Genomic DNA, 24114 nt, shown 5'->3' with positions numbered 1-24114 from the left:
AATGAAAGAGGCGTCGCTGAATCCCGGCTCCGCCTGGATCAATCGCTAGCCGGGCCTCGTCCCTTGCCAACATGTCGCATTTCGTTCACAAGGCGACGCAAATGGCGCCATTTTGCGCCATTGTTGTGCGGCTTCCGGCCCTTTGGCCGACGCGCCGTGTTCTGAAAGAGCGGAACAATGTCTGCGATCGAAGCCGGCGCTCGCGCGCCGGAAAACCTTTGGCGTCAGGAAATCAGGGCAACGATCGCGCTCGCCTGGCCGATGGTGCTGACCAATCTCGGCCAGACCGCCATGACCGCGACCGACGTCATGATGATGGGCCGCCTCGGGCCCGATACGCTCGCCGCCGGCGCGCTCGGCTCCAATCTCTATTTCATGCCGCTGATCTTCGGCCTCGGCCTGATGCTGGCGACCTCGCCGATGATGGCGACCGAGCTTGGCCGTCGCCGCCATTCCGTACGCGACCTGCGCCGCACCGTGCGCCAGGGCCTGTGGCTGGCGATCCTCATCTCGATCCCGATCTGGATTTTTCTCTGGCATGGCGAAGCGGTGCTTTTGGCCATGGGCCAGAAGCCGGAGCTCGCGCATGAGGCCGGCATCTATCTGCATTGGCTGCAATGGGCGGTGCTGCCCTTCTATGGCTATATCGTGCTGCGCTCCTTCATCTCGGCGCTGGAGCGGCCCGGCTGGGCGCTGATCATCGTTTTCGTCGCGGTCGCCTGCAACGCCTTCTTCAACTGGGTGTTCATGTTCGGCAATCTCGGCGTCAAGTCGATGGGCATTGCCGGCTCCGGCCTCGCCACCACTCTGTCAAGCATGCTGATGTTTGTCGGCCTGGCGGCGGTGGTGATCAGGGAGAAGAAGTTCCGCCGTTACCGTCTGTTCGGCCGCTTCTGGCGCTCCGACTGGCCGCGCTTCCGCGGCCTGCTCAGGCTCGGCCTGCCGATCGCCGGCATCCTCGCCTTCGAGGTGACGATCTTCAATGCGGCCGCCCTGCTGATGGGCCTGATCGATGCGGATTCGCTCGCCGCCCACGCGATTGCCATCCAGATCGCCTCGATCTCCTTCATGGTGCCGCTCGGCCTCAATCAGGCGGTGACCGTGCGGGTCGGCCTAGCGCATGGCGCCGGCAATCCGGAAGGCGTTTCGCGCGCCGGCTGGACGGCCTTCGTCATCGGCGTGTCCTTCATGGCGCTGATGGGGCTGGTGATGATTCTGTGGCCGCATGCGCTGATCAGCGCCTTCATCGATCTCAGCGATCCGGTCAATGCAAGGGTGATCACGCTTGCCGTGTCGTTCCTGGTGTTTGCGGCGCTTTTCCAGATTTTCGACGGCGCCCAGGCGGTCGCGGCCGGCATGCTGCGCGGCCTGCACGACACCAAGGTGCCGATGATCTACGCCGCGATCGGCTATTGGGGCGTCGGCCTGCCGCTCGGCGTGCTGCTCGCCTTCCATTTCGGCCTGAACGGCGTCGGCATCTGGATCGGCCTGGCCTCGGGACTGGCCGTGGTGGCGGCGCTGCTCCTGGCACGCTGGCTCCGGCGCGACCGCATCGCGCCGCAGCTCGCCTTCGGGCATTGATCGACAAAGGCTGCGGTCCGGTCGGCGGCCTTTTGGCGGCTCAGCGCGCCCCTGCACGCTGCTCCAGCCGCCGTGCATATTGCGTCAGCGGGAAGCACATGACGAAGAAGATCAGCGCAACCAGCCCGTAGACTTTGAACGGCTCGAAGGTCGCGTTGTTGATCGCGTTGGAGGTCCTGACCAGTTCCTCGAAGCCGATGATCGAGGTCAGCGCCGTCGATTTGATGAGCTGCACCAGGAAGCCGACGGTCGGCGCGCGGGTGATGGCGAAGGCCTGCGGCAGGATGATCAGCCTGAGCTCCTGCAGATAATGCAGCCCGAGGCTGGCGCCGGCGTCCCACTGGCCCCGCGGCAGCGCGTCGACGCCGCTGCGCCAGATCTCGGCCAGATAGGCGCTGGCAAAAAAAGTGAGCCCGAGCGCCGCTGCCGTCCACGGTTCGATACGCAACCCCAGCATCGGCAGCCCGAAGAACATCAAAAAGAGCTGCATCAAGAGCGGCGTGCCCTGGAACAGTGCGATATAACCGGAGGCGATCCGCTTCACCCAGTTGTTCTTGGCGATGCGGAAGAACAGCACCACCAGCCCGACCAGCGCGCCGCCGACGAAGGCGGCGAGCGACAACAGCACCGTCCAGCGCGCGGCGAGCAGCAGGTTGCGAACGATGTCCCAGAAGGTGAATTCGATCATGACACGCCCGCCCCCAGAACACGGCGGCCGCCGCCGACCAGCAGCCGGCGCAGCCCCATGGACAGGCCGAGATACACCATCGTCACCACGAAATAGGTCTCGAAGGCGCGAAAAGTGCGCGCCTGCAGCATGTCGGCCTCGTAGGTCAATTCGCGCACCGCGATCTGCGACACCACGGCCGATTCCAGCATCATGATGACGATCTGGCTGGTCAGCGCCGGATAGATCACTTTCAGCGCCTGCGGCAGCACGATCTTGACGAACACCTGGCGGGGCCTGAGGCCGAGCGCCAGCGCGGCTTCACTCTGGCCGCGCGGCACGGCGTCGAGCCCGGCGCCGACGATCTCGATCGTATAGGCTGCCATGTTGAGCGTCATCGCCAACATCGCGGCAAGGATCGGGTCGAGCCTGATCCCGAGCGTGGGCAGCCCGAAGAAGATGAAGAACAGCTGCACCAGGAATGGCGTGTTGCGCATCACCTCGACATAAATGCCGATCGCCAGCTGAAGCGGCTTCGGGCCGTTTCTCTTGCCGGCCGCGCCGAGGATGCTGAGGAACGTGCCCGCCAGCGTGGTGACGGCGATCAGAAGGATCGTCGTCGCCGCGCCGCGCGTGATCGCGCCCACGGCGCCCGCAAGCCAGCCGAAGTCCAGGCTGTAGCCCATGGCGATTGACCTTGTTGGAACAGTCGGAGCGGCTCAGCGCTTGTCATGGCTGGGCCGCTCTCGAGATCAATCCTTCAGGTTGTCCGGATTGAGCGGCGTTTTCAGCCAGGCCTTCGAGCTCTCGTCTAGCTTGCCGTCGGCCAGCATCTTGGCGACGGCGTCGTTCACCGCCTTCTTCAGCCGGTCTTCATTCTTGTTGAGGCCGATATGCGAGGGCGAGGTGAGCAGCTGGAATTTCTGCTCCGGCTTCAGCGCATCCTGCTTGGCCAGCACCTGGGCGCCGACATCGTTGCCGACCACCATCAGCTGCGTCTGGCCGGAGATGAAGGCCTGGATGACGGAATTGTAGTTGTCGAAGCGGCGGATGTCGGCGGAAGCCGGCGCCGCCTGGGTCAGCGAGGTATCCTCAAGCGTGCCGCGATTGACGGCGACCGACTTGTCGGCGAGGTCTTCCTTGCCTTTGACGGCAAGCTCGGCCGGGCCGATGACGGCGATGTAGTAGGGCGCGTAGGCGGCGGCGAAATCGATCACCTGCTCGCGCTCCTTGGAGTAGCCGACGCTCATCAATATATCGACGCGCTTGTCGGTGAGATAAGGGATGCGGTTCTGGCCGGTGACGCTGACCAGGTTGAGCTTCACCTTGAGTGAATCGGCGATCGCCTGCGCGACGTCGATGTCATAGCCCTTGATGCTCATGTCGGCGCTGGCCGAGGAGAAGGGCGGGAAGTCGGAGAAGATGCCGACATTGATGGCGCCGGCCTTGGTGATGTCGTCGACGGCGTCGGCTTTCGCCTGCGTGGCGAGGCCGGCGGCGCTGAGTATCATCGCCGCTGTGATTACGGATTTCAGTGCGTTGCGAAGTAACATTGTTATTCCCCTGCTGGAAGCTTGTTGTTGAAACCGGCCGCCGGCTCCAGCGCGGCGGTCGTGTTGGGAGAGCAATTCCGGAAGACGCGGTTTAGGCTTGGCGCCTTGGCCATAGCGTCCGGCTGGAATTGCGCGAGGCATCAGCCCTTCTTGATCGCTGGGCTGAACACCATCAGGCTCAGGATCTCGAACAGGACCTGCGCGCCGACATGGGCGGTGTTGGTGGTCGCGTCATATTGCGGCGCCACCTCGACCACGTCGCCGCCGACGATGTTGAGACCCTTCAGGCCACGCAGCAATTCGAGCACCTCGCGCGTCGTCAGCCCGCCGACTTCCGGCGTGCCGGTGCCGGGCGCGAAGGCCGGATCGATGCTGTCGACATCGAAGGAGATGTAGGTCGGGCCGTCGCCGACGATTTTCCGAGCCTTCTCGATGATGGCAGGAATGCCGAGCCCGGTCACCTCCTCGGCATGCACGACGGTCATGCCGGACTCGTAGGTGAACTCCCACAGATATTCCGCCGAGCCGCGGATGCCGATCTGGATCGTGCGCGATGGATCGAGCACGCCGTCCAGCACCGCGTTGCGGAACGGTCCGCCATGGTGGAACTTGGTCATGTCGAACAGCCCGCTGGTATCGCAATGGGCGTCGATATGGATCATGCCGACCGGGGTCTTCTTGCCGACCGCCTTCAGGATCGGATGGCTGATCGAATGATCGCCGCCGACGGAGAGCGGCAGCACGCCGGCGTCGACGATCTGATTGGTCCGCTTTTCAATGTCCTCGTGGCTGATCTCCAGCCGGTAGCGGCTGCGGAACGGCGTGTCGCCGATATCGGCAACGCGAAGCTCATGCGTCGGCGCGCATTCCAGCACATGATTGTAGGGGCCGATGCGCTCGATGGCGCGCAACGCGCGCGGCCCGAAGCGCGAGCCGGGACGGTTGGTGACGCCGAGATCCATCGGCACGCCGATCATCGCCACCTGCAGGTCGCCAAAATCCGGATTGTCGGCCGCGATTTCGCGGTAGGGCGCGGCGAGGAAAGTCGGGATGCCGGAATAGGGGGCGAGGCGTGTGCCCGACTTGTTGAAGATCTTGTCGGCGACCTTGCGGAATTTCGGGTCGAACATCTCGCCGCCATGGCTCTCGCCATATTTGCGGCGCAACGCTTCGAGTTTGCCGCGATCGTAACCCATGTCCGGTCCTCCTCTTGCCTACCTGCAGCGCTGCCCGCATGGACGATTTGCCAAGCCAGCCTGCTGTCCGGCTGGATCGCTGTCCGCCGCTGCGTTGCGGATTCCACGTCTCTTGAAAGCTGTTTCCGGGCAAAAGTGTCGGGCAGCCGCATTGAAAAATCAATTGATATTGTTAGGGTCTTGGCTGTGAGAAAATCTCACAAAGGAGGAGCCCCTCATGGCCAAGCGCCTGCCGCCGCTGAACCCTCTGCGCGCCTTCGAGGCCACGGCGCGGCACGCCTCACTGACCAAGGCGGCGGGTGAGCTCAATGTCACGCACGGCGCCGTTAGCCACCAGATCAAGGCACTCGAGCAGTCGCTGGGCGTAAAGCTCTTCGAGCGCAGCGGGCAGCGCGTGAAGCTGACGCCGCATGGCGCGGAGTTCCTGCCGGCGGTCTCGGCGGCCTTCGAGGGCATTGCCGCCGCCACCCAGCGCATGACGCGGCCGGCAAGCGCCGGCGCGCTGTCGGTCTCCTGCGTGCCGGCGTTGCTCTTGCTCTGGATGACGCCGCGGCTCGGCTCCTTCACGGCGCAATATCCGGACATCCAGCTGACGCTGATCCCGTCCAACGATCCCAAAGACATCCGCGCCGCGGACATCGACGTCTGCGTGCATTATGGCGACGGCAGCTGGAGCGACTGCTGGATACGCAAGTGGTCCGGCCTGGAGCTGTTTCCGGTTGTCAGTCCGACGCTGATCAACAACCGCCCGATCCGCAGCGTCCGCGACCTCGCCGACCACGTCTTCCTGCATGGCGACGATGGCCGTGAATGGCACACCTGGCTGGCCGCCGCCGACGCGCTCGATCTGGAACGCGGCCGCCGCCACCGTCTGGGCGATGCCCGCATGGCGACGGAGGCCGCCGTGCACGGCCATGGCGTGGCGCTCGGCGATTCCGTCACCGCGCGCGCCTTGCTCGCCAGGGGCATGCTCGTGGCGCCCTTCAGTTTGTCGGTTCCGGCGGTCGACGATTTCTATGTCGTCTGCCGCAACGAGATGCGCTCGGCGCCGATCGTGCAGCTCTTCATCGACTGGCTGTTCGCCGAGAAGGAACAGGACGAGGGCCGCGCCGATGCGCCGGTCGCCGGCCGCGTGCCGAGCCGCAGAAAACGCCCCGCCCTCAAGGTCATAGGCGCCAGGACCGCGTCCTGACGGCTGGACTTGCATAGCTGCTTTTTGTCGGGCCAGCTTGCAAAGCAGCAAGCGCGTTCGGAAATACGGTGCTAAGAGGCAATTGCTAAAGCAATTCCGTGCAACGGGGTTCCGGCCGGAATTGATCGAACAAGGATTTGAAGCGTGGCGCCCGCGTTCCCGTGCGTTGTGCTTTATGGGTGAGCGAGCATGGCAAAGACGGATATAGCGCGGCGCGTCTACAACCACACCTGGAAGCTCGATCCGATCGTCCGCAGCCTACTGGACACCGACTTCTATAAGCTTCTGATGCTGCAGATGATCTGGGGCATGTATCCCAAGGTCGATGCCACCTTCACGCTGATCAACCGCACCACGTCGGTGCGGCTGGCCGATGAGATCGATGAGGGCGAGTTGCGCGAACAGCTCGACCACGCCCGCACCTTGCGTTTCTCGAAGAAGGAGATGATCTGGCTGGGCGGCAACACCTTTTACGGCCGCAAGCAGATCTTCGAGCCGGAATTCCTCGCCTGGCTCGAGAATTTCCGCCTGCCCGAATACGAGCTTTCCAGGCGCGACGGCCAGTTCGAGCTCTCCTTCGCCGGGCCCTGGATGTACACGACGCTCTGGGAGATCCCGGCACTTGCGATCATCAACGAGCTGCGCTCGCGCGCGGCGATGCGCTCCTTCGGCCCGTTCGCGCTCGACGTGCTCTATGCCCGCGCCAAGGCCAAGATGTGGGCCAAGACCGAGCGGCTGAAGGCGCTGCCCGGCATCCGCATTTCCGACTTCGGCACAAGACGCCGCCATTCCTTCCTGTGGCAGCGCTGGTGCGTCGAGGCGCTGAAGGAAGGCATCGGCGATGCCTTCACCGGCACCTCCAACGTGCTTTTGGCCATGGACAACGACCTCGAGGCTTTGGGCACCAACGCGCATGAACTGCCTATGGTCTTCGCGGCGCTTGCCAATTCCGAAGAGGAGCTGAGGCAGTCACCCTACAAGGTGCTGCAGGACTGGCAGCGCTACTATGGCGGCAATCTGCTGATCGTGCTCCCCGACACTTTCGGCACGGCCGCGTTCCTGCGCGATGCGCCGGACTGGATCGCCGACTGGACCGGCTTCCGCCCCGACAGCGCGCCGCCGATCGAAGGCGGCGAGAAGATCCTCTCCTGGTGGCGTGAGAAAGGCAGGGATCCCAAGCAGAAGCTGCTCATCTTCTCCGACGGCCTGGAAGTCGAGACCATCGAGGAGACCTACAAGCATTTCCGCGGCAAGGTGCGCATGTCCTTCGGCTGGGGCACCAACCTCACCAATGATTTCGAGGGTTGCGCGCCGACCGAAACCAAGAGCCTCGATGCCATCTCGCTCGTCTGCAAGGTCAGTGAAGCCAATGGCCGGCCGGCGGTAAAGCTGTCGGACAACCCCGCCAAGGCGACCGGGGACGAGAAGGAGATCAAGCGGTATCTCAGGATTTTTGGCGAGAAGGGTCGGGTGGAGCAGCTGGTGAAGGTGTGAGGCTTAAGGCCCGGACGAATGGAATTCCCGGATAAGCCGAGTTCCTTCGCGCCCCCCTCTGTCCTGCCGGACATCTCCCCCTCTAGGGGGGAGATTACGCTGTCATCTCCGCTTTCGCCAATCTCCGACGTCGCAGGAGGAGAGCTGGCGCCGAAACTGCTAATCTCCCCCCAAGAGGGGGAGATGCCCGGCAGGGCAGAGGGGGGCGCCGTAGAGCGCCAACGTTGGAGGTTGGCCTTTCTCGCAACTCCCTTGGCGGCCACTCTCCCCACGCCCTCCTTCGCCCATGCCTCCGACCGCGGCCACGTCCTGCTCCTCCCGACCGGCTATTACATCGCAGGTGGCGCGCTGGCGGTAGCCGTCAGCTTCCTCGTGCTGGCGCTGCTGCCGCCTGCCGCCCTCGATCGTTTCTGGCGTCGGCGCCTACCGCTATTTGCCTTCAGCGACACCCCCCGCATCGTCGTCAGCCTGATTTCATTTGCCGGCTTTGCGCTTCTCATCGCTGCCGGTCTCTCCGGCAGTCGCGACCCGCTTTCCAACCCTCTCCCACTGGTGATTTGGACGCTGCTCTGGGCCGGCTTCACCCTGCTGCAGGGCGTCTTCGGCGATCTGTGGTCGTGGCTTAACCCGTGGTATGGGCCATGGCGCGTCTTAAGTCGGCTTGTCGGCAGCCGACGGGCCGAAGCCCCGCCGTCGCGCCTGATCAACTGGCTCGGCTACTGGCCGGCCTTCGTGCTGTTCTTCGCCTTCGCCTGGTTTGAGCTGATCGATCCGGCGCCCGACGATCCGGCCCGCCTGGCCCTTGCCGCCGGCCTCTACTGGCTGGCCAGCCTCGTCGCGATGCTCATCTTCGGCTACGACCCCTGGAGCAAGCGCGGCGAATTCCTCACTGTCTTCTTCGCCATGGTGGCCCGCTTCGCGCCTGTCGAACGCCTCGATGGCCGGCTCTCGCTCTGCTGGCCCGGTGCGAAGCTGCTTGCCGGCGACCCGCTGCCACTGAGCGGCACGGCTTTCCTCTTGCTGGCGCTTTCTTCGGTGTCCTTCGACGGCCTGTCGAAGACCTTCTTCTGGCTCAGCCTGTTCGGCGTCAACCCGCTGGAATATCCCGGCCGCACCGCGCTGCTCGGCATCGGCAGCTCCGGCCTCGTGCTGACCCTTGTCCTGCTTGCGGCGGTGTTCGCGTTGGCCGCCTTTCTTGGACAGCGCCTCGCCGGCGATGCGCAGTCGCTCGGAAAAGCCGCCGGCCTGCTGGTCTGGTCGATCGTGCCGATCGCGCTCGCCTATCATATCGCGCATTACCTCACCGTGCTCCTGGTCGACGGCCAGTATGCGCTGGTCGCGCTCTCCGATCCTTTCGCGCTCGGCTGGAACCTGTTCGGCACGGCCAACAGGATGGTCGAGGCCGGCGTCGTCGCCGGCGCCGAGTCCGCCTGGTGGCTGTGGAACCTGCAGGCCGGCGTCATCATCGCCGGCCATGTGCTGGCGGTTTTGGTCGCGCATGGCCTTGCCTGGCGTCTTCATCCTCAGCCGTCGCGCGCAGCGCTCAGCCAGCTGCCGCTCACGCTGCTGATGATCGCCTACACGATCTTCGGCCTGTGGCTGCTTGCCACGCCGACGGCGGGATGAGACAAGGGCCGCCGTCATGACGCGAGGGAAGCTAGCTTGCCACGTCGCGGCTTTGGTGATTTAGTTTGTACACATGCAATTTTCCCATCCTTCGTAAGGGGATGGCTTAGCCGCCTTATCGCTGGTCAAGACTGAAAAAACAGGGGAACCGACATGGCTGACAAGAACGGATTTTTCGACCTCTCCAAGACGACGCTGTCGCGCCGCACCGCGCTGAAGGGTATCGCCGCCGGGGCCGGCCTGGCGCTGGCGCCGGGCTTTGTCCGTTACAGCCAGGCGCAGAGCTCGGCGCCGATCAGAATAGGCTTTCAGTTGCACCGCACCGGCATCGGCGCCGCCTATGGTCGCTGGTACGAGAAAACCAGCGCCGCCGCTGTCAAGGCGATCAACGACGCCGGCGGTATCGGCGGCCGCAAGGTCGAGCTGGTCATCGAGGATGACGGCACCGATCCGGCGCGCGGCGCCGAGGTGGTCAACAAATTCGCCAAACAGCACAAGACCGACATCGTCTTCGGCACCTTGTTCTCGCATGTCGTGATCGGCTCGGCGCCCGCCGCCGGCGAGAACAAGATCCCCTATTTCGTCGTCAGCGAAGGCCATCACGTCGCCTCCACCAAGCTTAACCGCTACGTCTTCCAGCCCGGCATCACCGACGTGAAGAGCCAGATCCAGTCGATGGCGCCGTGGATCGCGGCGAACGCGGGCAAGAAGGTGACACAAATCTTCCCGGACTTCGCCTTCGGCTACGACCACCGCGACTACCTGCCGCCGGCGCTGAAGGCGCAGGGCGCCGACGTGATCGCTCAGATCGCCATCCCGCCGACGGAGAGCTCCTTCACAAAGTACTTCCCGCAGATCCCGGCCGAGACCGAGGTGATCTACCATGTCATGGTCGGCCCTGCGGTGCTCACCTTCGTCAAGGAGCTCGGCGAGTTCTACGGCTCGCAACGGCCGCAGCTCTTCGGCTTCATCGACTCGCTTGAGGCCGTCGACATCAACAGCCCCGGTCTCGAATTCCTCGACGGCAGCCATTTCTGGGAAGGCTCGCCGCGCTATGCGCAGCCCGACGATTCCGCCGCGCAGAAAGCCTACCGCGCCGCGGTCGGCATCGATGACAATGGTGCCGCCGTCGGCGACCCCAAGGACGTCTCCACCGCCGCCCACATGTTCGGCTGCTGGGAAACGCTCTACGTGGTCAAGAAGGCGATGGAGGACGCCGGCTACAAGGGACCGGAGGACCGCGCCAAGCTGGTCGAGGCGACCGAGGCGCTGAAGGAGTTCGCCGAAGGGCCGGAGCATCCGCAGGGTCCAAAAACCTTCAACGGCAAGATCCACCAATGCTTCGGCATCCAGAACATCTCCAAGGTCGAAGGCGGCAAGCTCAAGGTCGTCCACAAGACCAAGATCGAGGACGGTCTCTACGAGCCGGAAGGGGACTACACGACGCAGGCGCTGTGAGCTTAGCTGCTCCTGCAAACGTGAGCGCCAAGGCACCCCCCTCTGGCCTGCCGGCCATCTCCCCCGCAAGGGGGGAGATCAGCAGTTCGTGCGGCAGCGCCTATTTTCTTCCTTTTGAGATTGGCGAAGCCTTAGGTGAAGGCCAATCTCCCCCCTTGCGGGGGAGATGCCCGGCAGGGCAGAGGGGGGTGCCTCGCGCATCCGTTGGTGCTTAGCATATGCACTTCGGACCCCATCTCCTCCTCGCCGCGCTCGAAGGCCTCGTCACCTCCGCCGTGCTGGCGCTGACGGCGCTTGGCCTGTCTCTGGTGTTCGGCGTCATGCGCGTCGTCAATGTCGCGCATGGCGAGTTCTTCATGCTGGGCGCGGTGCTCGCCTGGGCGGTTTCGACGGCGATTTCCGGCCACCCGGCGATCGGTTTCATCGCTGCGCTGGTGATCGCGCCCTTGCTGGTCGGGCTGGTCGCGCTGATTGCCGAACGCCTGGTGCTGCGCCGCCTCCACTACAATCCCGAAGGCACCATCGTCGCCACCATCGGCATGCTCTACATCATCCAGCAGCTGGCGCTGACCTTCTATGGTCCCGAGGCGCGCCCGGTCGAGCCGCCTTTCAGCTACCGCATTCTCCTGCCGTGGTTCGGCTATTCCGGCTACAAACTCTCGGTGGTCGCCGCCTCCGCCATTCTGCTGGTCATTACCTGGTTGGTGCTGACGCGAACGAAGATCGGCCTGATCATGCGGGCAACCCAATATGACCGCGAGACGGCGCAGGCCTTCGGCATCCCGGTCGAGCGCGTCTATGCCGGCGTCTTCGCCGTCGGCGCCATGCTGGCGGCGATCGCCGCGGTGCTGATCGTGCCGATCAGCCAGGCCCATTACCTGATGGGGCAGGATCCGCTGCTGCTCTCCTTCATCGTCGTCATCATCGGCGGCCTGGGATCGCTGCGCGGCACCGTGGTGGCCGCCGTCCTGATCGGCCTTTCCGACGGCATCATCTCGATGTTTTTCTCGCCGACCCTGGCGAAGATTATCGCCACGCTGGTCGTCGCCATGGTGCTGGTGTTCCGGCCGCAAGGCCTGTTCGGGACCACGCCGCGATGAGGGATGCTTCGCCGGCAAAGACCTATGCGCTGCATGTCGGCGTCATCGCGCTGCTGTTCGCGCTGAACTTCGTCCTGCCGGACTACCACCAGGGCCTGTTCGCCCGCATCATGGCGCTCGCCGTCTTCGCCATGGGCTACAATCTGCTCTTCGGCTATGTCGGCCTGCTCAGCCTCGGCCACGCCATGTTTTTCTCGGCCGGCCTCTACGGCGCCGGCTTGACCGTTTATCACCTCGGCTGGGGCGTCCCGGCAGCTTTTGTCGCCGGTGTCGCCTGTGGCGCGCTGCTCGCCTTGATCATCGGCCTGCTGGCGCTGCGCACCTCCGGCGTCGCCTTCATGATCGTCACCATGATGTTCGCTCAGGTCTTCTATCTGCTGATCCTCTATTTCGCCGCCTGGACAGGCGGCGACCAGGGCTTGGTCATCCAGCAGGCGTCGCGGGTGATCGCGATCGGCGGCGCATCCTTCGACCTGACCGACCCGACCGTGCGCTACATGAGCGCGCTGGCGCTTTTCTCGATCATTCTGCTCGTCACCTTAGCCGTCGTCCGCTCCCGCTTCGGCCGTGTGCTGGTCGCCATTCGCGAGAATGAGGAGCGCACCAAGATGCTCGGCTACGACACGGTTGCCAACAAGCTCGCCGCAGTCGTCGCCTCCGGGGCCATCTGCGCGGCCTCGGGCGCGGCCTATGCGCTGCTGTTCGGCTATGTCGGCTCGAGCTTCGCTTCCGTGCAATATTCCATCCTGCCGCTGCTCTGGGTCCTGCTCGGGGGTGCCGCGACCACGCTCGGGCCGCTCGTAGGCACGCTGTTCATGTACTATGTCACCGACATCACCAGCGGCTTCACCTCCGCCTATCTGCTGATCGTCGGCGTGGCGCTCATCCTGTTGGTGCTGTTCTTCCCGAAAGGCATTCTGGGCAGCATCCGCGAGCGCTGGCTGGGGTGGCTGCCATGACGCCGCTGCTCACCACCAAGGGCCTGTCGCGTCATTTCGGCGGCCTGTGCGCGGTCGACGGCGTCGACTTCGCGCTGATGCCGGGCGAGATCCGCGCCATCATCGGCCCGAACGGCGCCGGCAAGACCACCTTCGTCAGCCTGCTTTCAGGCCGCATCCGGCCGTCCTCCGGCATGGTCGTCTTCGACGGCTCCGACATCACCGCCATGCCGGCCTACAAAAGGGTTCGCCTCGGCGTCGCCTATACGTTCCAGATCACCAGCGTCTTCGCCAATCTCACCGCCTTCGACAATGTTGCGCTGCCGGTGCAGCGCACGTTGACCGACGGCCGCACGAAGGGCCAGGTGAGAAGCGGCGTGATGGCGGCACTCGAACGGACCGGTCTCGCCGACCGCGCCGGCACGCTTGCCGGGCAGCTTTCCTATGGCCACCAGCGCCTGCTCGAAGTCGCGATGGGCCTGGCGCTGAAGCCGCGCCTGCTGATCCTCGACGAGCCGACGCAGGGTCTCGCCGACAGCGAGATCGACAATTTCATCACGCTGGTGCGCGAGATCGCCAGGGACGCCACGGTGCTTTTGATCGAGCACAACATGCCGGTGGTCATGCAGCTTGCCGACCGCATCACCGTCTTCAATTCGGGAAAGATCCTCGCCGAGGGAACGCCGGAGCAGATCCGCGCCAACACGCAAGTTCAGGATGCCTATCTCGGAGCGACCCATGGCTGACTCCGTTAGAACCAATGGCGGATTGCTCACCATTTCCGGCCTCGATTGCTTCTACGGCGAGGTGCAGGTGCTCTACGGCCTCGACCTCACGCTGAACAAGGGCGAGGTGCTTTGCCTGTTTGGCCGCAACGGCGCCGGCAAGACGACGACGCTGAAGGCGATCATGGGTGTGGTTCCGGCGGCTGCCGGCTCGATCAGGCTGGACGGCAAGGAGCTGACCGGGCTCGCCGCGCATGACGTGCCCAAAGCCGGCGTCGCCTATGTGCCGCAGGGCAGGCGGCTGTTCGCCGAGATGACGGTGGCGGAAAACATCGAGATCGGCCTGATGGCGCGCGGCAAGGGCAAGCAAACCCGCGAGAGCGTGCTCGATCTCTTCCCGTTGCTCAGGGAGCGGCTGAGGCAACGCTCCGGCACACTCTCCGGCGGCGAGCAGCAGATGCTGGCAATGGCCCGCGCGCTCTGCCTCGAGCCGCAGGTGCTGCTGCTGGACGAGCCGACCGAAGGGCTGATGCCCTCGATGATCGCCAAAATCCGCGAGACGGTGGCGAAGCTGCGCGAGCTTGGCGTCTCGACCATCCTGGTCGAGCAGCGCGTCGACGCCGTTCTGTCGGTCGCCGACCGCGTCTCATTCATCGAGAACGGCCGCAATCGCGAGACGGTAGAGGTCGAAGCACTGCGCGCCGACCCGTCGGCAGTGCGCAGGTATGTGGGCGTTGGCTGAGGATTACCCTCCCCCTTTGTGGGGAGGGTCGCTGCAAAGCAGCGGGGAGGGGGCAGCGCCGCCCCCACCCGGACCTTCGGTCCGACCTCCCCACAAGGAGAGGTAAGGCTTTGCACCGCCTCAACTAAAAAACAAAATCCCCGCAACCAAAAACGTCGGGATCAGCACCGCTCCCGACCACGCCATATAGCCGAAGAAGCCGGGCATCTTGAAGCCGCGATGCCGGGCGATGGCGAAGACCATGAAGTTCGGCGCATTGCCGATATAGGTGTTCGCGCCCATGAACACGGCGCCCGCCGAGATCGCGGCCAATGTCGAGGCGGCCTCGGTCATCAAGTGGTGCGCATCGCCGCCGGCAAGCTCGAAGAACACCAGATAAGTCGGCGCATTGTCGAGGAACGACGACAACGCCCCGGTCAGCCAGAAATAGGCGAGATTGTTCGGCTGGCCGTCGGCGGATGTGACCAGGGCCACCAGCGGCGCCAGCGCGCCGTCATGGCCGGCTCGCAGGATGGCGATCACCGGCACGATGCAGGTAAAGATGCCGGCAAAGAGCTTCGCCACCTCGGCGATCGGCTCCCAGGTGAAGCCGTTCGCCTCGCGGTGGCTCTTGTACGACACCTTGAGGGACAGCAGGGCAAGCGCCAGGATGATCGCGTCGCGCACCAGGTTCTGCAGCTCGAGGCTGACGCCGAGGATCGGGATGCTGATGCCCGGCTTCCAGCTCGCCGAAAGCAGGATCGCGCCGATCACGCCGGCCAGCAGCGGCAGGTTGGCGAGGCCGCGCAAGCGCACCTTCGTGTCCGGCGTCGGGTCCTTGATCTTCGGCATGCCGCCTTCGCGACGATGCAGCAGGATATCGAGCGCCAGGAAGACGATGAGCACCAGCCCGCCGCTGAACAGCGTCTCTCGCCACAGATTCGCGGTCGTCCAGAAGAAATCGACGCCGCGCAGGAAGCCGACGAACAGAGGCGGATCGCCAAGCGGCGTCAGCGAGCCGCCGATGTTGGAGACCAGGAAGATGAAGAAGATCACCACATGCGCGTTGAACGGCCGGTTGTCATTGGCGCGCAGCATCGGCCGGATCAGGATCATCGAGGCGCCGGTGGTGCCGATCACCGAGGCAAGCAGCGCACCGATGAGCAGCAGGCCGGCATTGACGAGCGGCGTGCCATGGATATTGCCGGCAAGCAGGATGCCGCCCGAGATGGTGTAGAGCGCGAACAGGAGGATGATAAAGGACAGATATTCGGTAAGCAGCGTGTGCAGCACCGCTTCGCCTGCCGATGGAAGGCCGAAGGCGATCGTCAGCGGCACCACCGCCAGCATGGCCCAGGCAGCGGCGATCTTGCCGTAATGATGCTCCCACGCATGCGGGAAAAGCAGCGGTCCGGTCGCGATCGACAACAGCAGGCCGGCAAAAGGCAATCCCCACCACAGCGGCATCGCGGCGCCCGGCAGCCCGTGAATTTCGGAGGCGAAAGCCTGGACCGGAAGCAGCATCGCGATGGCGAGCGCGATGAATGCGAAAAGCTCCTTCCTTCGGCCGCGGCGCGCCCTCCCCTTCTCCCCTTGTGGGAGAAGGTGGATCGGCGCGTAGCGCCGAGACGGATGAGGGGTGTTCCAGCGGAGTGAGGCGCTGGCGTTCCCTGGAACACCCCTCATCCGTCGCCTTCGGCGACACCTTCTCCCACAAGGGGAGAAGGGGGAGCCCGCATCTTGGCTCCGCAAACTGGTGGCCTCTCCCCACCAGGAAGATACGAAAGGAACCGTCGCTTGCCCCACGATCCGGTCAGTCCGCCGAATGGTCTTCGAGCGTCACGCCGGCGTCGCGCATCCGCTTCAGCATCGCCTCGACCGAGCCGTTGAGGTCGATGCCGCGGCAGGCGTCGAGCCGCACGGTCGTCCTGAAACCCTGCTTCACCGCGTCGAGCGCAGAGAAGGCGACGCAGAAATCGGTGGCGAGGCCGACCAGGGTGATCGTGTCGATGCCGCGTTCCTTCAGATAGCCTCCGAGACCGGTCGGCGTCTTATGGTCATTCTCGAAGAAGGCGGAATAAGAATCGATCGCCGTGCGGAATCCCTTGCGGATCACCAGTTCCGCCTTGGTCCACGCCAGTCCCGAATGGAAATCGGAGCCGAGGCTTCCCTGGATGCAGTGATCGGGCCACAGCGTCTGCGGCCCATATGGCATCTCGATGCCCTCGAAAGGCTGCTTGCCCGGATGGCTGGAGGCAAAGCTCGAATGCCCGGCCGGGTGCCAGTCCTGGGTCAGGATCACGTGCTCCGTTCGCCGGATCAGGTCGTTGACCAAAGGCACGATCTCGTCGCCGCCGGCAACCGCCAGCGCGCCGCCGGGGCAAAAATCGTTCTGCAGGTCGATGACGATGAGCGCTTCTTCGGCCATGCGGTCCCTTTCGTTTCGGCCCTCTCGTCTGGCTTGGGGCACCTGTCCAAAAGCCGCTGACGCGACCGGACACGGAACCTTGACCAGATGGCCGGCGGCGTCAACCTCCGGCGCCATAACAATCGCGTTCAGCTCTTCGCGGCGCCAACTCCGGCTTTGACAATTCCGGCCGGCCTGATATCATTTGCATACGAATGAATTTGACCGGTCCGGAGACCGGCAAGAAGACCTGAAGCGGCACTTCGGGAGGCCTGGGGAAGGCCTAAGGTCTGAGAAGGCGCAATTGTCTGGAAGGCAGAGCGTGATCCGTTACGCAAAACCCACCACGGTCGACGAAACGCTCGCTTTGCTCGGCGAGGACCGCTGGCGCATTCTCGCCGGCGGCACGGATTTCTATCCGGCGCAGGGCGCGAAACCCTTCCGCGACAACGTCCTCGACATCAACGCTCTCGCCGAACTGCGCGGCATCGCCGAGACCGGGGAGCATTGGCGGATCGGCGCGCGCACGACCTGGACCGACATCGTGCGCCACCCGTTGCCGGCCGCGTTCGATGCGTTGAAATCGGCCGCGCGCGAGGTCGGTTCGGTCCAAATCCAGAATGTCGCCTCGGTGGCCGGCAATCTCTGCAATGCCTCGCCGGCAGCGGATGGCGTGCCGGCGCTTTTGGCCCTCGATGCCGATGTCGAATTGCGCTCGGCGAAAGCCGTCCGCCATCTGGCCCTCGGTGACTTCATCCTTGGCAATCGCCGCACGGCGCTGCAGCCGGGCGAGATGGTCACCGCCATCCGCGTGCCGAAGCGTTCCGCTGCCGGCAGCTCGGCCTTCGTCAAGCTCGGCGCCCGGCGCTATCTCGTCATCTCGATCGCCATGGCGGCGGCGAGGCTGGTGGTCGAGAACGGCTTGATCGCAGAAGCGGCGATCGCCGTCGGCTCCTGCTCGGCGGTTGCCCGCCGCCTCGCCGGCGTCGAGGCGGCCCTGCGGGGGCGTCCGAGCGATGAGGCGCTTGCCGATGCGGTGCTATCGGCGCCGATCGACGAATTGTCGCCGATCGCCGATGTGCGTGGCAGCGCGGAATACCGACAAGCAGCCGCGCGCGAGATCGTAGCCCGCGCGGTGCGCGCTGCGATCGGTCATGGCGAAGGCATGGTGGCCGCATGAGCATGACCCAGTCCGGCGCTGCCAAATCCGGCATGGCTCAATCTGGCATGGCCCGGTCCAGTATGGACCGCTCCGAGATCGCCTTCGAGGTCAACGGCGCTGCCGTCAGCGTATCGGTGCCGCCGGTCAGGCGTCTCTCGCAGGTGTTGCGCGACGAGTTGCGGCTGACCGGCACCAAGGTCGGCTGCGATGCCGGCGATTGCGGCGCCTGCACGGTGCTGGTCGACGGCAATCCGGTCTGCGCCTGCCTGATGCCGGCGGCCTCGGTGGTCGGCGCTTCCGTCACCACTGTTGAAGGCTTGGCCAATGGCCGACTTTCGGCCTTACAGGCGTCGTTCCTGGAACATGGCGCCGCGCAATGCGGCATCTGCACGCCCGGCCTGCTGGTCGCGGCCACCGCGCTGCTGGATCGCAACCCCAGGCCGAGCGAGGCCGAGACGCAGGATGCGCTGGGCGGCGTGCTCTGCCGCTGCACCGGCTACAGGAAAATCGTCGCGGCGGTGATGCAGGCCTCGCAGCACATGAACAGCGTAGATCTTCGCCTGCCGGAAGCCGGCCATGCCGTCGGTGCCTCGCCGATCCGGCTCGACGGCGTGCCGAAAGTCACCGGCGCCGAAAAATTCGGCGGCGATTCCTTCCCGTCCGACGCACTGGCGGTGCTTGTGGTGCGCTCGCCGCATTATCATGCCCGCTTCAGCTTTGGCGATATCGATGCCTGGACCAAGGCGCACCCCGGCATTGCCGGCGTCTTCACGGCTGCGGATATCCCTGGCCACAACTGTTTCGGCGTCATCGGCCCCTTCGCCGACCAGCCGGCGCTGGCCGATGGTTTTGCGCGCCTGCGCGGCGAGGCCGTGGCCCTGGTGGCCGGCGAGCGCGAGGCGATCCTCGATCTCGACCTGATGGACTTTCCCATCGCCTGGACCGAGCTGCCGCATATGCTGCAGCCGCGCGAGGCGAAGGCTGACGGCGCGGCACTGATCCACCCGCACCGCCCGGCGAATCTCCTGACCTCCGGCTATGTCGAGCGCGGCGACCCCGATGGCGCGCTGGCCAGCGCGGCCGCCACCGTCTCCGGCACCATCGAGACGTCCTTTGTCGAGCACGCCTATATCGAACCCGAAGCCGGCTACGCCTATATGGATGGCGATACGCTGGTCGTCATCGCCTGCACTCAGGCGCCTTATATGGACCGCGACGACACGGCGAAAGTGCTGGGCCTTCCTGTGGAGAAGGTCCGTATCGTGCCGACGGCCACAGGCGGCGGCTTCGGCTCGAAGCTCGATGTCTCGCTGCAGCCTCTCATCGGCCTCGTGGCGATGAAGACCGGGCGGCCGGCGGCACTTGCCTACACGCGCAACGAATCGATGATGTCGACCACCAAGCGCCATCCGGCCGAGATGAAGGCGAGCATCGGCACCGATGCCGAAGGCCGTGTCATAGGCATGGTCTTCGAGGGCGATTTCAACACCGGCGCCTATGCCAGCTGGGGCCCGACGGTCGCCAATCGCGTGCCGGTGCATGCCTCCGGTCCTTACCTCACGCCGAACTACCGGGCGACGGGCTACGCCATCCACACCAATGGCCCGATCGCCGGCGCCTTCCGTGGCTTCGGTGTGCCGCAAGCCACCATCATGCAGGAGACGCTCTATGACGAGCTCGCTGCAAAGCTCGGCATGGATCGTCTCGATTTCCGGCTTAAAAACTGCCTTCGTAACGGACACGAAACGGTCACCGGCCAGCGCCTGGAATCAGGTGTCGGTATCGGCGAATGCCTGGAACAGCTCAAGCCGCACTGGGCGCGTGCGCTGGCCGACGCGCAGGCGTTTAATGCCACCCATACGGCAAGCCAGCGCGGCGTCGGCGTCGCCTCCTGCTGGTATGGCTGCGGCAACACCTCGTTGCCCAATCCGTCCACCATCAAGGTCGGCATCTCGGCCTCCGGCGACGTCGTCCTGCACCAGGGCGCGGTCGACATCGGCCAGGGCTCCAACACAGTGATCGCCCAGATCTGCGCCGACGCGCTCGGCCTGCCGCTGGCCAGTTTCAAGCTGAAGAGCGCCGACACCGCCATCACGCCCGATGCCGGCAAAACATCCGCCTCGCGGCAGACTTTTGTAACGGGCAAGGCGGCGGAGAGGGCAGGCCGCGCCCTGCGCGAGAAGATCCTGCGCTTTGCCAATGTCTCGGAACAAGCGACGATCGCGCTCGACGGCACCAGCATCTCCATCCGCGAAGGCGATGCCGCGCGGCGCATCGATCTCGCGACGCTGAAGGCCGATGCCGACGGCTTCGTTTTCGTTGCGGAAGAAACCTACGACCCGCCGACGCTGCCGCTCGACGCCAAAGGCCAGGGCAAGCCCTACGCAATCTACGGCTATGGCGCGCAGATCGCCGAGCTCGAGGTCGATCTCAAGCTGGGCACCGTCAAGTTGATCAGGATCACCGCCGCCCATGATGTCGGCAAGGCGATCAACCCGGTGCTGGTCGAAGGCCAGATCGAGGGCGGCATCGCGCAAGGCATCGGCATGGCGCTGATGGAGGAATACATTCCCGGCCGTACCGAGAATCTGCACGACTACCTCATCCCGACCATCGGCGACGTGCCGCCGGTCGAGCATATCCTGGTCGAGGTTCCGGATCCTGAAGGTCCTTTCGGCGCCAAGGGGTTGGGCGAGCATGTGCTGATCCCGACGGCGCCGGCGATCCTCAACGCCATCCGTCATTCCACCGGCGTCCTGGTCACCAAGGTGCCGGCGACGCCGAGCCGCATACTGGCGGCGATCCGCGAGAAGGAGGCGCGCCGATGAGCGAGCTTGCCGAACGTTTTGAAACCCATGATCCCGGCGAGAAGCAGGTGGCGGAAAAGATCCGCTGCGATGCCTGCCCGGTCATGTGCTACATCGCCGACGGGCGCACCGGCGCCTGCGACCGCTATGGCAATATCGGCGGCCGCATCGTGCGCATGGATCCGCTGACCATCCTCGACCACGCGGCTGAAACCGGCGGCGCGGTCGTGCCGTTCATTGCCGAGGGCGAGGCGTGGCGCGGCGAGCTGGTCAACACCGGACGCCGCTTCGTCACCGCGATCGGCGCCGGCACCACCTATCCGGACTATAAGCCCGCGCCTTTCATCGTCAGCCAGGAGGTGGAAGGCGTCGATCTCGTCACAGTCGTCACCGAAGGCATTTTCTCCTATTCCGGCGTCAAGGTGAAGATCGACACCGATCGCCACATCGGCGACGAGACGGCGACCGTGCGCGCGCAAGGCGAGGCGATCGGCCATGTCACGACGGGTGAATACGGCTCGCAGATGCTGTCGCTCGGCGGCGTCCATCATTTGACCGGCGGCTCGAAAGCGGAGGGACGTGCCACCTGCGACGCGCTGCTCAATCTCTGCAACAGGAAACCGGTCGAGCTCACCATCGACGGCGGCGCGACGGTCATCGTTGAGGCCGGCAAGGCGCCGGTCATCGACGGCAAGGTCGAGCATCGCATGCGCGTCGGCTGCGGCTCGGCCACCATCGGCATGTTCGCCACGCAATGGCGCGGCCTCGTCGACGAGGTGGTGGTGGTCGACGACCACATCACCGGCGTCGTTTCCGAGCACCAGGCCGGCAAGGTGCTGGGCTGGGAGGATACCGGGATAAAGATCATCGGCCGTCGTTCTACCCCCGGCCGCTATTTCAAGGTGTCCGAGCCGGGCCTCGGCTGGGGCGGCACCACGATTTCCGATCCGCTGTCGATCCTCGGCGATTGGAACGCCAAGAAGGGCGCGCGTCCCGGCCTGTCGCTGCTGATGGTCTCGACCACCGGCGAGCAGTTCGCCTATTACGAGCTCGACGACCAGCTGAAGCCGGTCCAGAAGCCATTTCCCGAGCGGCTGCAAAAGTCCGTCGGCCTGATCGAGGACAATTGCGAGCCGGCTTTGTGCACGGTCCTGTTCATCGGCGGCGCCGGCGGCTCGCTGCGCGCCGGCGTCACCGAAAACCCGGTCAACCTCACCCGCTCGGTGCAAGGGTTGAAGACCTATGTGACCGTGGGCGGCGCGCCGGTCTATGTCTGGCCGGGCGGCGGCATCACGCTGATGGTCGACGTCACCCGCGTGCCGGAAGGCGCCTTCGGCTATGTGCCGACGCCGGCGCTGGTGGCGCCGATTGAGTTCACCATGCGCCGCGACGACTATGTCCGGCTGGGCGGCTATGAGAACGAGATCCGCAGCATCGAGGACATCCTCGCCAAGGGTGGCGAATATCTCAATCCGCGCCGCGGCACGGGCGCGCCGGCCGATAACCCCTGGCCGCCGTTGGCGCAACTGCGCCGCGCCGTGGCGAACGGGGCCGGCTGATGAACGGCCCGCAGGCACATTGGCTTGCCGACGGCAGGCGGCTCCATCTCAACCATGGGCCGATCGATCTGATAGTCGAGGCTTTTGGCGAGCCGAGTGAATGCCGCGCCGCTTACGAACAGGCGGTCGCGCGCTTTCAGACGATCCTGATCGAGGTGGTCGAGGAGCTGCCCGAATTGCGCCTGCCGGCCTTCTTCCTGGCGCCGCGCGATTTCGCCGGCCCGACAGCGCGCCGCATGGAGGCGGCCGTCATGCCGTTGGCGGAATGCTTTATCACGCCGATGGCCGCCGTTGCCGGTTCGGTAGCCGACGAAATTCTCAGCGCAATGCTCGCCGGCCGCCGGCTCGACCGCGCTTACGTCAACAATGGCGGCGACTGCGCTCTCCATCTTGGCATCGGCCAGACGATGACGGTGGCGATCGCCGGCACCGGGCACGGCATGGCCGACCGCGTCGCCATTCGAGTCGAAGACGGCGTGCGCGGCGTCGCCACGAGCGGCTGGCGCGGCCGGTCGTTTTCGCTGGGCATAGCCGATGCCGTCACGGTGCTGGCGCCGACCGGCGCCGAGGCCGACGCGGCGGCAACGCTGATTGCCAACGCCGTCGATCTACCCGGACATCCCGCCATTGCACGCGCCGCCGCGCGCGATCTGGCGCCGGACAGCGATCTCGGCGAGATGCTGGTGACACAAAGCGTCGGCCCACTTGATGCCGCCGAAATTGCGCGCGCGCTGGACAACGGCCTTGCCGTCGCCGAAGATTTTCGCCGGCGCGGCCTGATCGCCGCCTCGGCGCTGTTTCTGGCGGGCGAGGCCCGCATCAGCGGCTCGGTCACGCTCGCTGCGCCCAACAAACATAAAGCGAAGGAAACTGCCCATGCCTGACTTTCCGATCCGCAAGGTCGCGGTCCTGACCGAGGAGATTTTTCACGACGGCGGACCGGTCGCGAAAGAACCCCGCCTGCGCGCGGCGGCTCTTGCCGTGGTCAAGAACCCCTTCGCCGGCCGCTATGTCGAGGATTTGCAGGGCGCGATGGAGGACCTGAAGCCGCTCGGGCTTCTGCTCTCGGACAGGCTGATCGCGGCGCTCGGCGGTGACGTGAAGAAGATCGACGGCTACGGCAAGGGCGCCATCGTCGGCACGGCAGGGGAGCTGGAGCACGGCGCGCTGTGGCATGTGCCGGGCGGCTACGCCATGCGCGAGCGCCTCGGCGACGCCAAGGCGATCGTGCCCTCGGCCAAGAAGGTCGGCGCCTTCGGCGCGCGGCTCGATGTGCCGCTCGGCCATATCAACGCCGCCTATGTGCGCAGTCATTTCGACGCCATGGAGGTCGGCATCAGCGACGGCCCGCGTCCGGACGAGATACTGTTTTGCCTCGCCATGACGTGCGGTCCGCGCGTCCACAACCGCATGGGCGGCCTGGCTGCCGAGGACATTAAGGCATGGGACGGCCTGAGATGAGCGCCGAGGACAATCTGCTGCGGCTGGTCGAAGCCGAAGACGGAGACGAGAACAACTACCACCTGCAGGACCAGGTCGGCTTCATCCTGCGCAAGGCGCACCAGCGCCATGTTTCGATCTTCGCCTCGCATATCGGCGACCTGACGCCGCCGCAATTCGCCGCTTTGGCCAAGCTTTACGATATCGGCGAAACCTCGCAGAACCAGCTCGGAACGCTGATCGCCATGGACGCCGCCACCGTGAAGGGCGTCATCGACCGGCTGAAGGCGCGCGGGCTGGTCGAAGTTTCCAAGCATGAGGTCGACAAAAGGCGGCTGCTGGTCAATCTGACGCCGGAAGGCCGCGAGGCGATCGAGCGGCTGATCCCGCTCGCGCGCGCGATCACCGAGGAAACGCTGGCGCCGCTGACGGCCAAGGAGGCCGCGACATTCCTGCGGCTGCTGGCGAAGCTGGCTTGAAGGGTTGCT

21 protein-coding genes are annotated in these 24114 nt (G+C 65.2%); 15 read left to right on the top strand and 6 right to left on the bottom strand.

The features are described from left to right. Nucleotides 1-177 precede the first annotated feature (177 nt). Entirely contained in the window at nucleotides 178-1581 is a 1404-nt protein-coding gene (locus tag LB523_RS16430; RefSeq protein WP_224604497.1) for an MATE family efflux transporter, read from the top strand. Nucleotides 1582-1621: 40 nt separating this feature from the next. On the opposite strand, the gene LB523_RS16425 is transcribed toward LB523_RS16430, so the two are convergent. The 4 genes from LB523_RS16425 to speB all read right to left on the bottom strand — a co-directional run bounded on the left by LB523_RS16425 (nucleotide 1622) and on the right by speB (nucleotide 4997). Continuing rightward, nucleotides 1622-2269, bottom strand: a complete 648-nt coding sequence (locus tag LB523_RS16425; protein WP_140846402.1) for an amino acid ABC transporter permease — start codon at nucleotides 2267-2269, stop codon at nucleotides 1622-1624. Then, the gene (locus LB523_RS16420) at nucleotides 2266-2934 is read right to left on the bottom strand and encodes an amino acid ABC transporter permease (protein WP_224531632.1); all 669 of its coding nucleotides are present in this window, start codon (nucleotides 2932-2934) and stop codon (nucleotides 2266-2268) included. The genes LB523_RS16425 and LB523_RS16420 overlap by 4 nt, the downstream gene beginning before the upstream one ends. A 66-nt stretch (nucleotides 2935-3000) precedes the next feature. After that, nucleotides 3001-3801, bottom strand: coding sequence for a transporter substrate-binding domain-containing protein (locus LB523_RS16415; RefSeq protein ID WP_140846404.1), 801 nt, complete (start codon nucleotides 3799-3801; stop codon nucleotides 3001-3003). 140 nt (nucleotides 3802-3941) lie between these two features. Next, nucleotides 3942-4997, bottom strand: coding sequence for an agmatinase (gene speB, locus LB523_RS16410; RefSeq protein WP_224531636.1), 1056 nt, complete (start codon nucleotides 4995-4997; stop codon nucleotides 3942-3944). A gap of 217 nt (nucleotides 4998-5214) precedes the next feature. On the opposite strand from speB, the gene gcvA reads away from it, so the two are divergent. From gcvA to LB523_RS16365, 8 genes are all read left to right on the top strand, one after another. After that, nucleotides 5215-6189, top strand: a complete 975-nt coding sequence (gene gcvA, locus LB523_RS16405; RefSeq protein WP_224604494.1) for a transcriptional regulator GcvA — start codon at nucleotides 5215-5217, stop codon at nucleotides 6187-6189. A gap of 189 nt (nucleotides 6190-6378) precedes the next feature. Beyond that, nucleotides 6379-7683, top strand: a complete 1305-nt coding sequence (gene pncB, locus LB523_RS16400; protein ID WP_224604491.1) for a nicotinate phosphoribosyltransferase — start codon at nucleotides 6379-6381, stop codon at nucleotides 7681-7683. A 183-nt stretch (nucleotides 7684-7866) separates the two neighbouring features. Beyond that, complete coding sequence (locus LB523_RS16390; RefSeq protein WP_224604488.1) at nucleotides 7867-9309, top strand: hypothetical protein; 1443 nt, start codon at nucleotides 7867-7869, stop codon at nucleotides 9307-9309. 153 nt (nucleotides 9310-9462) lie between these two features. Then, nucleotides 9463-10767, top strand: coding sequence for an ABC transporter substrate-binding protein (locus LB523_RS16385; protein WP_224604468.1), 1305 nt, complete (start codon nucleotides 9463-9465; stop codon nucleotides 10765-10767). Nucleotides 10768-10985: 218 nt separating this feature from the next. Next, nucleotides 10986-11867, top strand: coding sequence for a branched-chain amino acid ABC transporter permease (locus tag LB523_RS16380; protein ID WP_140846409.1), 882 nt, complete (start codon nucleotides 10986-10988; stop codon nucleotides 11865-11867). After that, complete coding sequence (locus LB523_RS16375; protein ID WP_224604464.1) at nucleotides 11864-12826, top strand: branched-chain amino acid ABC transporter permease; 963 nt, start codon at nucleotides 11864-11866, stop codon at nucleotides 12824-12826. The genes LB523_RS16380 and LB523_RS16375 overlap by 4 nt, the downstream gene beginning before the upstream one ends. Beyond that, a complete protein-coding gene (locus LB523_RS16370; protein ID WP_224604461.1) occupies nucleotides 12823-13551 on the top strand; it encodes an ABC transporter ATP-binding protein in 729 nt (242 codons plus the stop codon). Before LB523_RS16375 ends, LB523_RS16370 begins: the two co-directional genes overlap by 4 nt. Beyond that, complete coding sequence (locus LB523_RS16365; protein ID WP_224604459.1) at nucleotides 13544-14272, top strand: ABC transporter ATP-binding protein; 729 nt, start codon at nucleotides 13544-13546, stop codon at nucleotides 14270-14272. Before LB523_RS16370 ends, LB523_RS16365 begins: the two co-directional genes overlap by 8 nt. A gap of 120 nt (nucleotides 14273-14392) precedes the next feature. On the opposite strand, the gene LB523_RS16360 is transcribed toward LB523_RS16365, so the two are convergent. Together LB523_RS16360 and pncA are read right to left on the bottom strand one after the other, a co-directional pair. Further along, nucleotides 14393-15775, bottom strand: a complete 1383-nt coding sequence (locus tag LB523_RS16360; RefSeq protein ID WP_224604457.1) for a sodium:proton antiporter — start codon at nucleotides 15773-15775, stop codon at nucleotides 14393-14395. Nucleotides 15776-16064: 289 nt separating this feature from the next. Continuing rightward, nucleotides 16065-16679, bottom strand: coding sequence for a bifunctional nicotinamidase/pyrazinamidase (gene pncA, locus LB523_RS16355; RefSeq protein ID WP_224531653.1), 615 nt, complete (start codon nucleotides 16677-16679; stop codon nucleotides 16065-16067). Between the two features lie 301 nt (nucleotides 16680-16980). On the opposite strand from pncA, the gene LB523_RS16350 reads away from it, so the two are divergent. From LB523_RS16350 to LB523_RS16325, 6 genes are read left to right on the top strand one after another with little or no spacing between them, the layout of a single operon-like run. Then, nucleotides 16981-17838, top strand: a complete 858-nt coding sequence (locus LB523_RS16350) for an FAD binding domain-containing protein (protein WP_224604455.1) — start codon at nucleotides 16981-16983, stop codon at nucleotides 17836-17838. 32 nt (nucleotides 17839-17870) lie between these two features. After that, a complete protein-coding gene (locus tag LB523_RS16345) occupies nucleotides 17871-20648 on the top strand; it encodes a molybdopterin-dependent oxidoreductase (protein WP_411966469.1) in 2778 nt (925 codons plus the stop codon). Beyond that, nucleotides 20645-22186 carry a 6-hydroxynicotinate reductase gene (locus tag LB523_RS16340; protein ID WP_224604451.1) on the top strand — a complete coding sequence of 514 codons (1542 nt, stop codon included), beginning with the start codon at nucleotides 20645-20647 and terminating at the stop codon, nucleotides 22184-22186. Before LB523_RS16345 ends, LB523_RS16340 begins: the two co-directional genes overlap by 4 nt. Next, complete coding sequence (locus LB523_RS16335) at nucleotides 22186-23070, top strand: UPF0280 family protein (RefSeq protein WP_224604449.1); 885 nt, start codon at nucleotides 22186-22188, stop codon at nucleotides 23068-23070. The genes LB523_RS16340 and LB523_RS16335 overlap by 1 nt, the downstream gene beginning before the upstream one ends. Continuing rightward, nucleotides 23063-23647 (top strand): amino acid synthesis family protein, encoded by a 585-nt coding sequence (locus tag LB523_RS16330; RefSeq protein ID WP_224604446.1) that lies wholly within the window; start codon nucleotides 23063-23065, stop codon nucleotides 23645-23647. Before LB523_RS16335 ends, LB523_RS16330 begins: the two co-directional genes overlap by 8 nt. After that, nucleotides 23644-24105, top strand: a complete 462-nt coding sequence (locus tag LB523_RS16325; protein ID WP_224545399.1) for a MarR family winged helix-turn-helix transcriptional regulator — start codon at nucleotides 23644-23646, stop codon at nucleotides 24103-24105. Before LB523_RS16330 ends, LB523_RS16325 begins: the two co-directional genes overlap by 4 nt. The last annotated feature ends 9 nt before the right edge of the window (nucleotides 24106-24114 follow it).

The sequence above is a fragment of the Mesorhizobium sp. ESP-6-4 genome, from assembly GCF_020164735.1.
Taxonomy (GTDB): domain Bacteria; phylum Pseudomonadota; class Alphaproteobacteria; order Rhizobiales; family Rhizobiaceae; genus Mesorhizobium.
The sequence above is the reverse complement of the archived record's forward strand: the minus strand, read 5'-3'. Positions and strand labels throughout refer to the sequence as shown.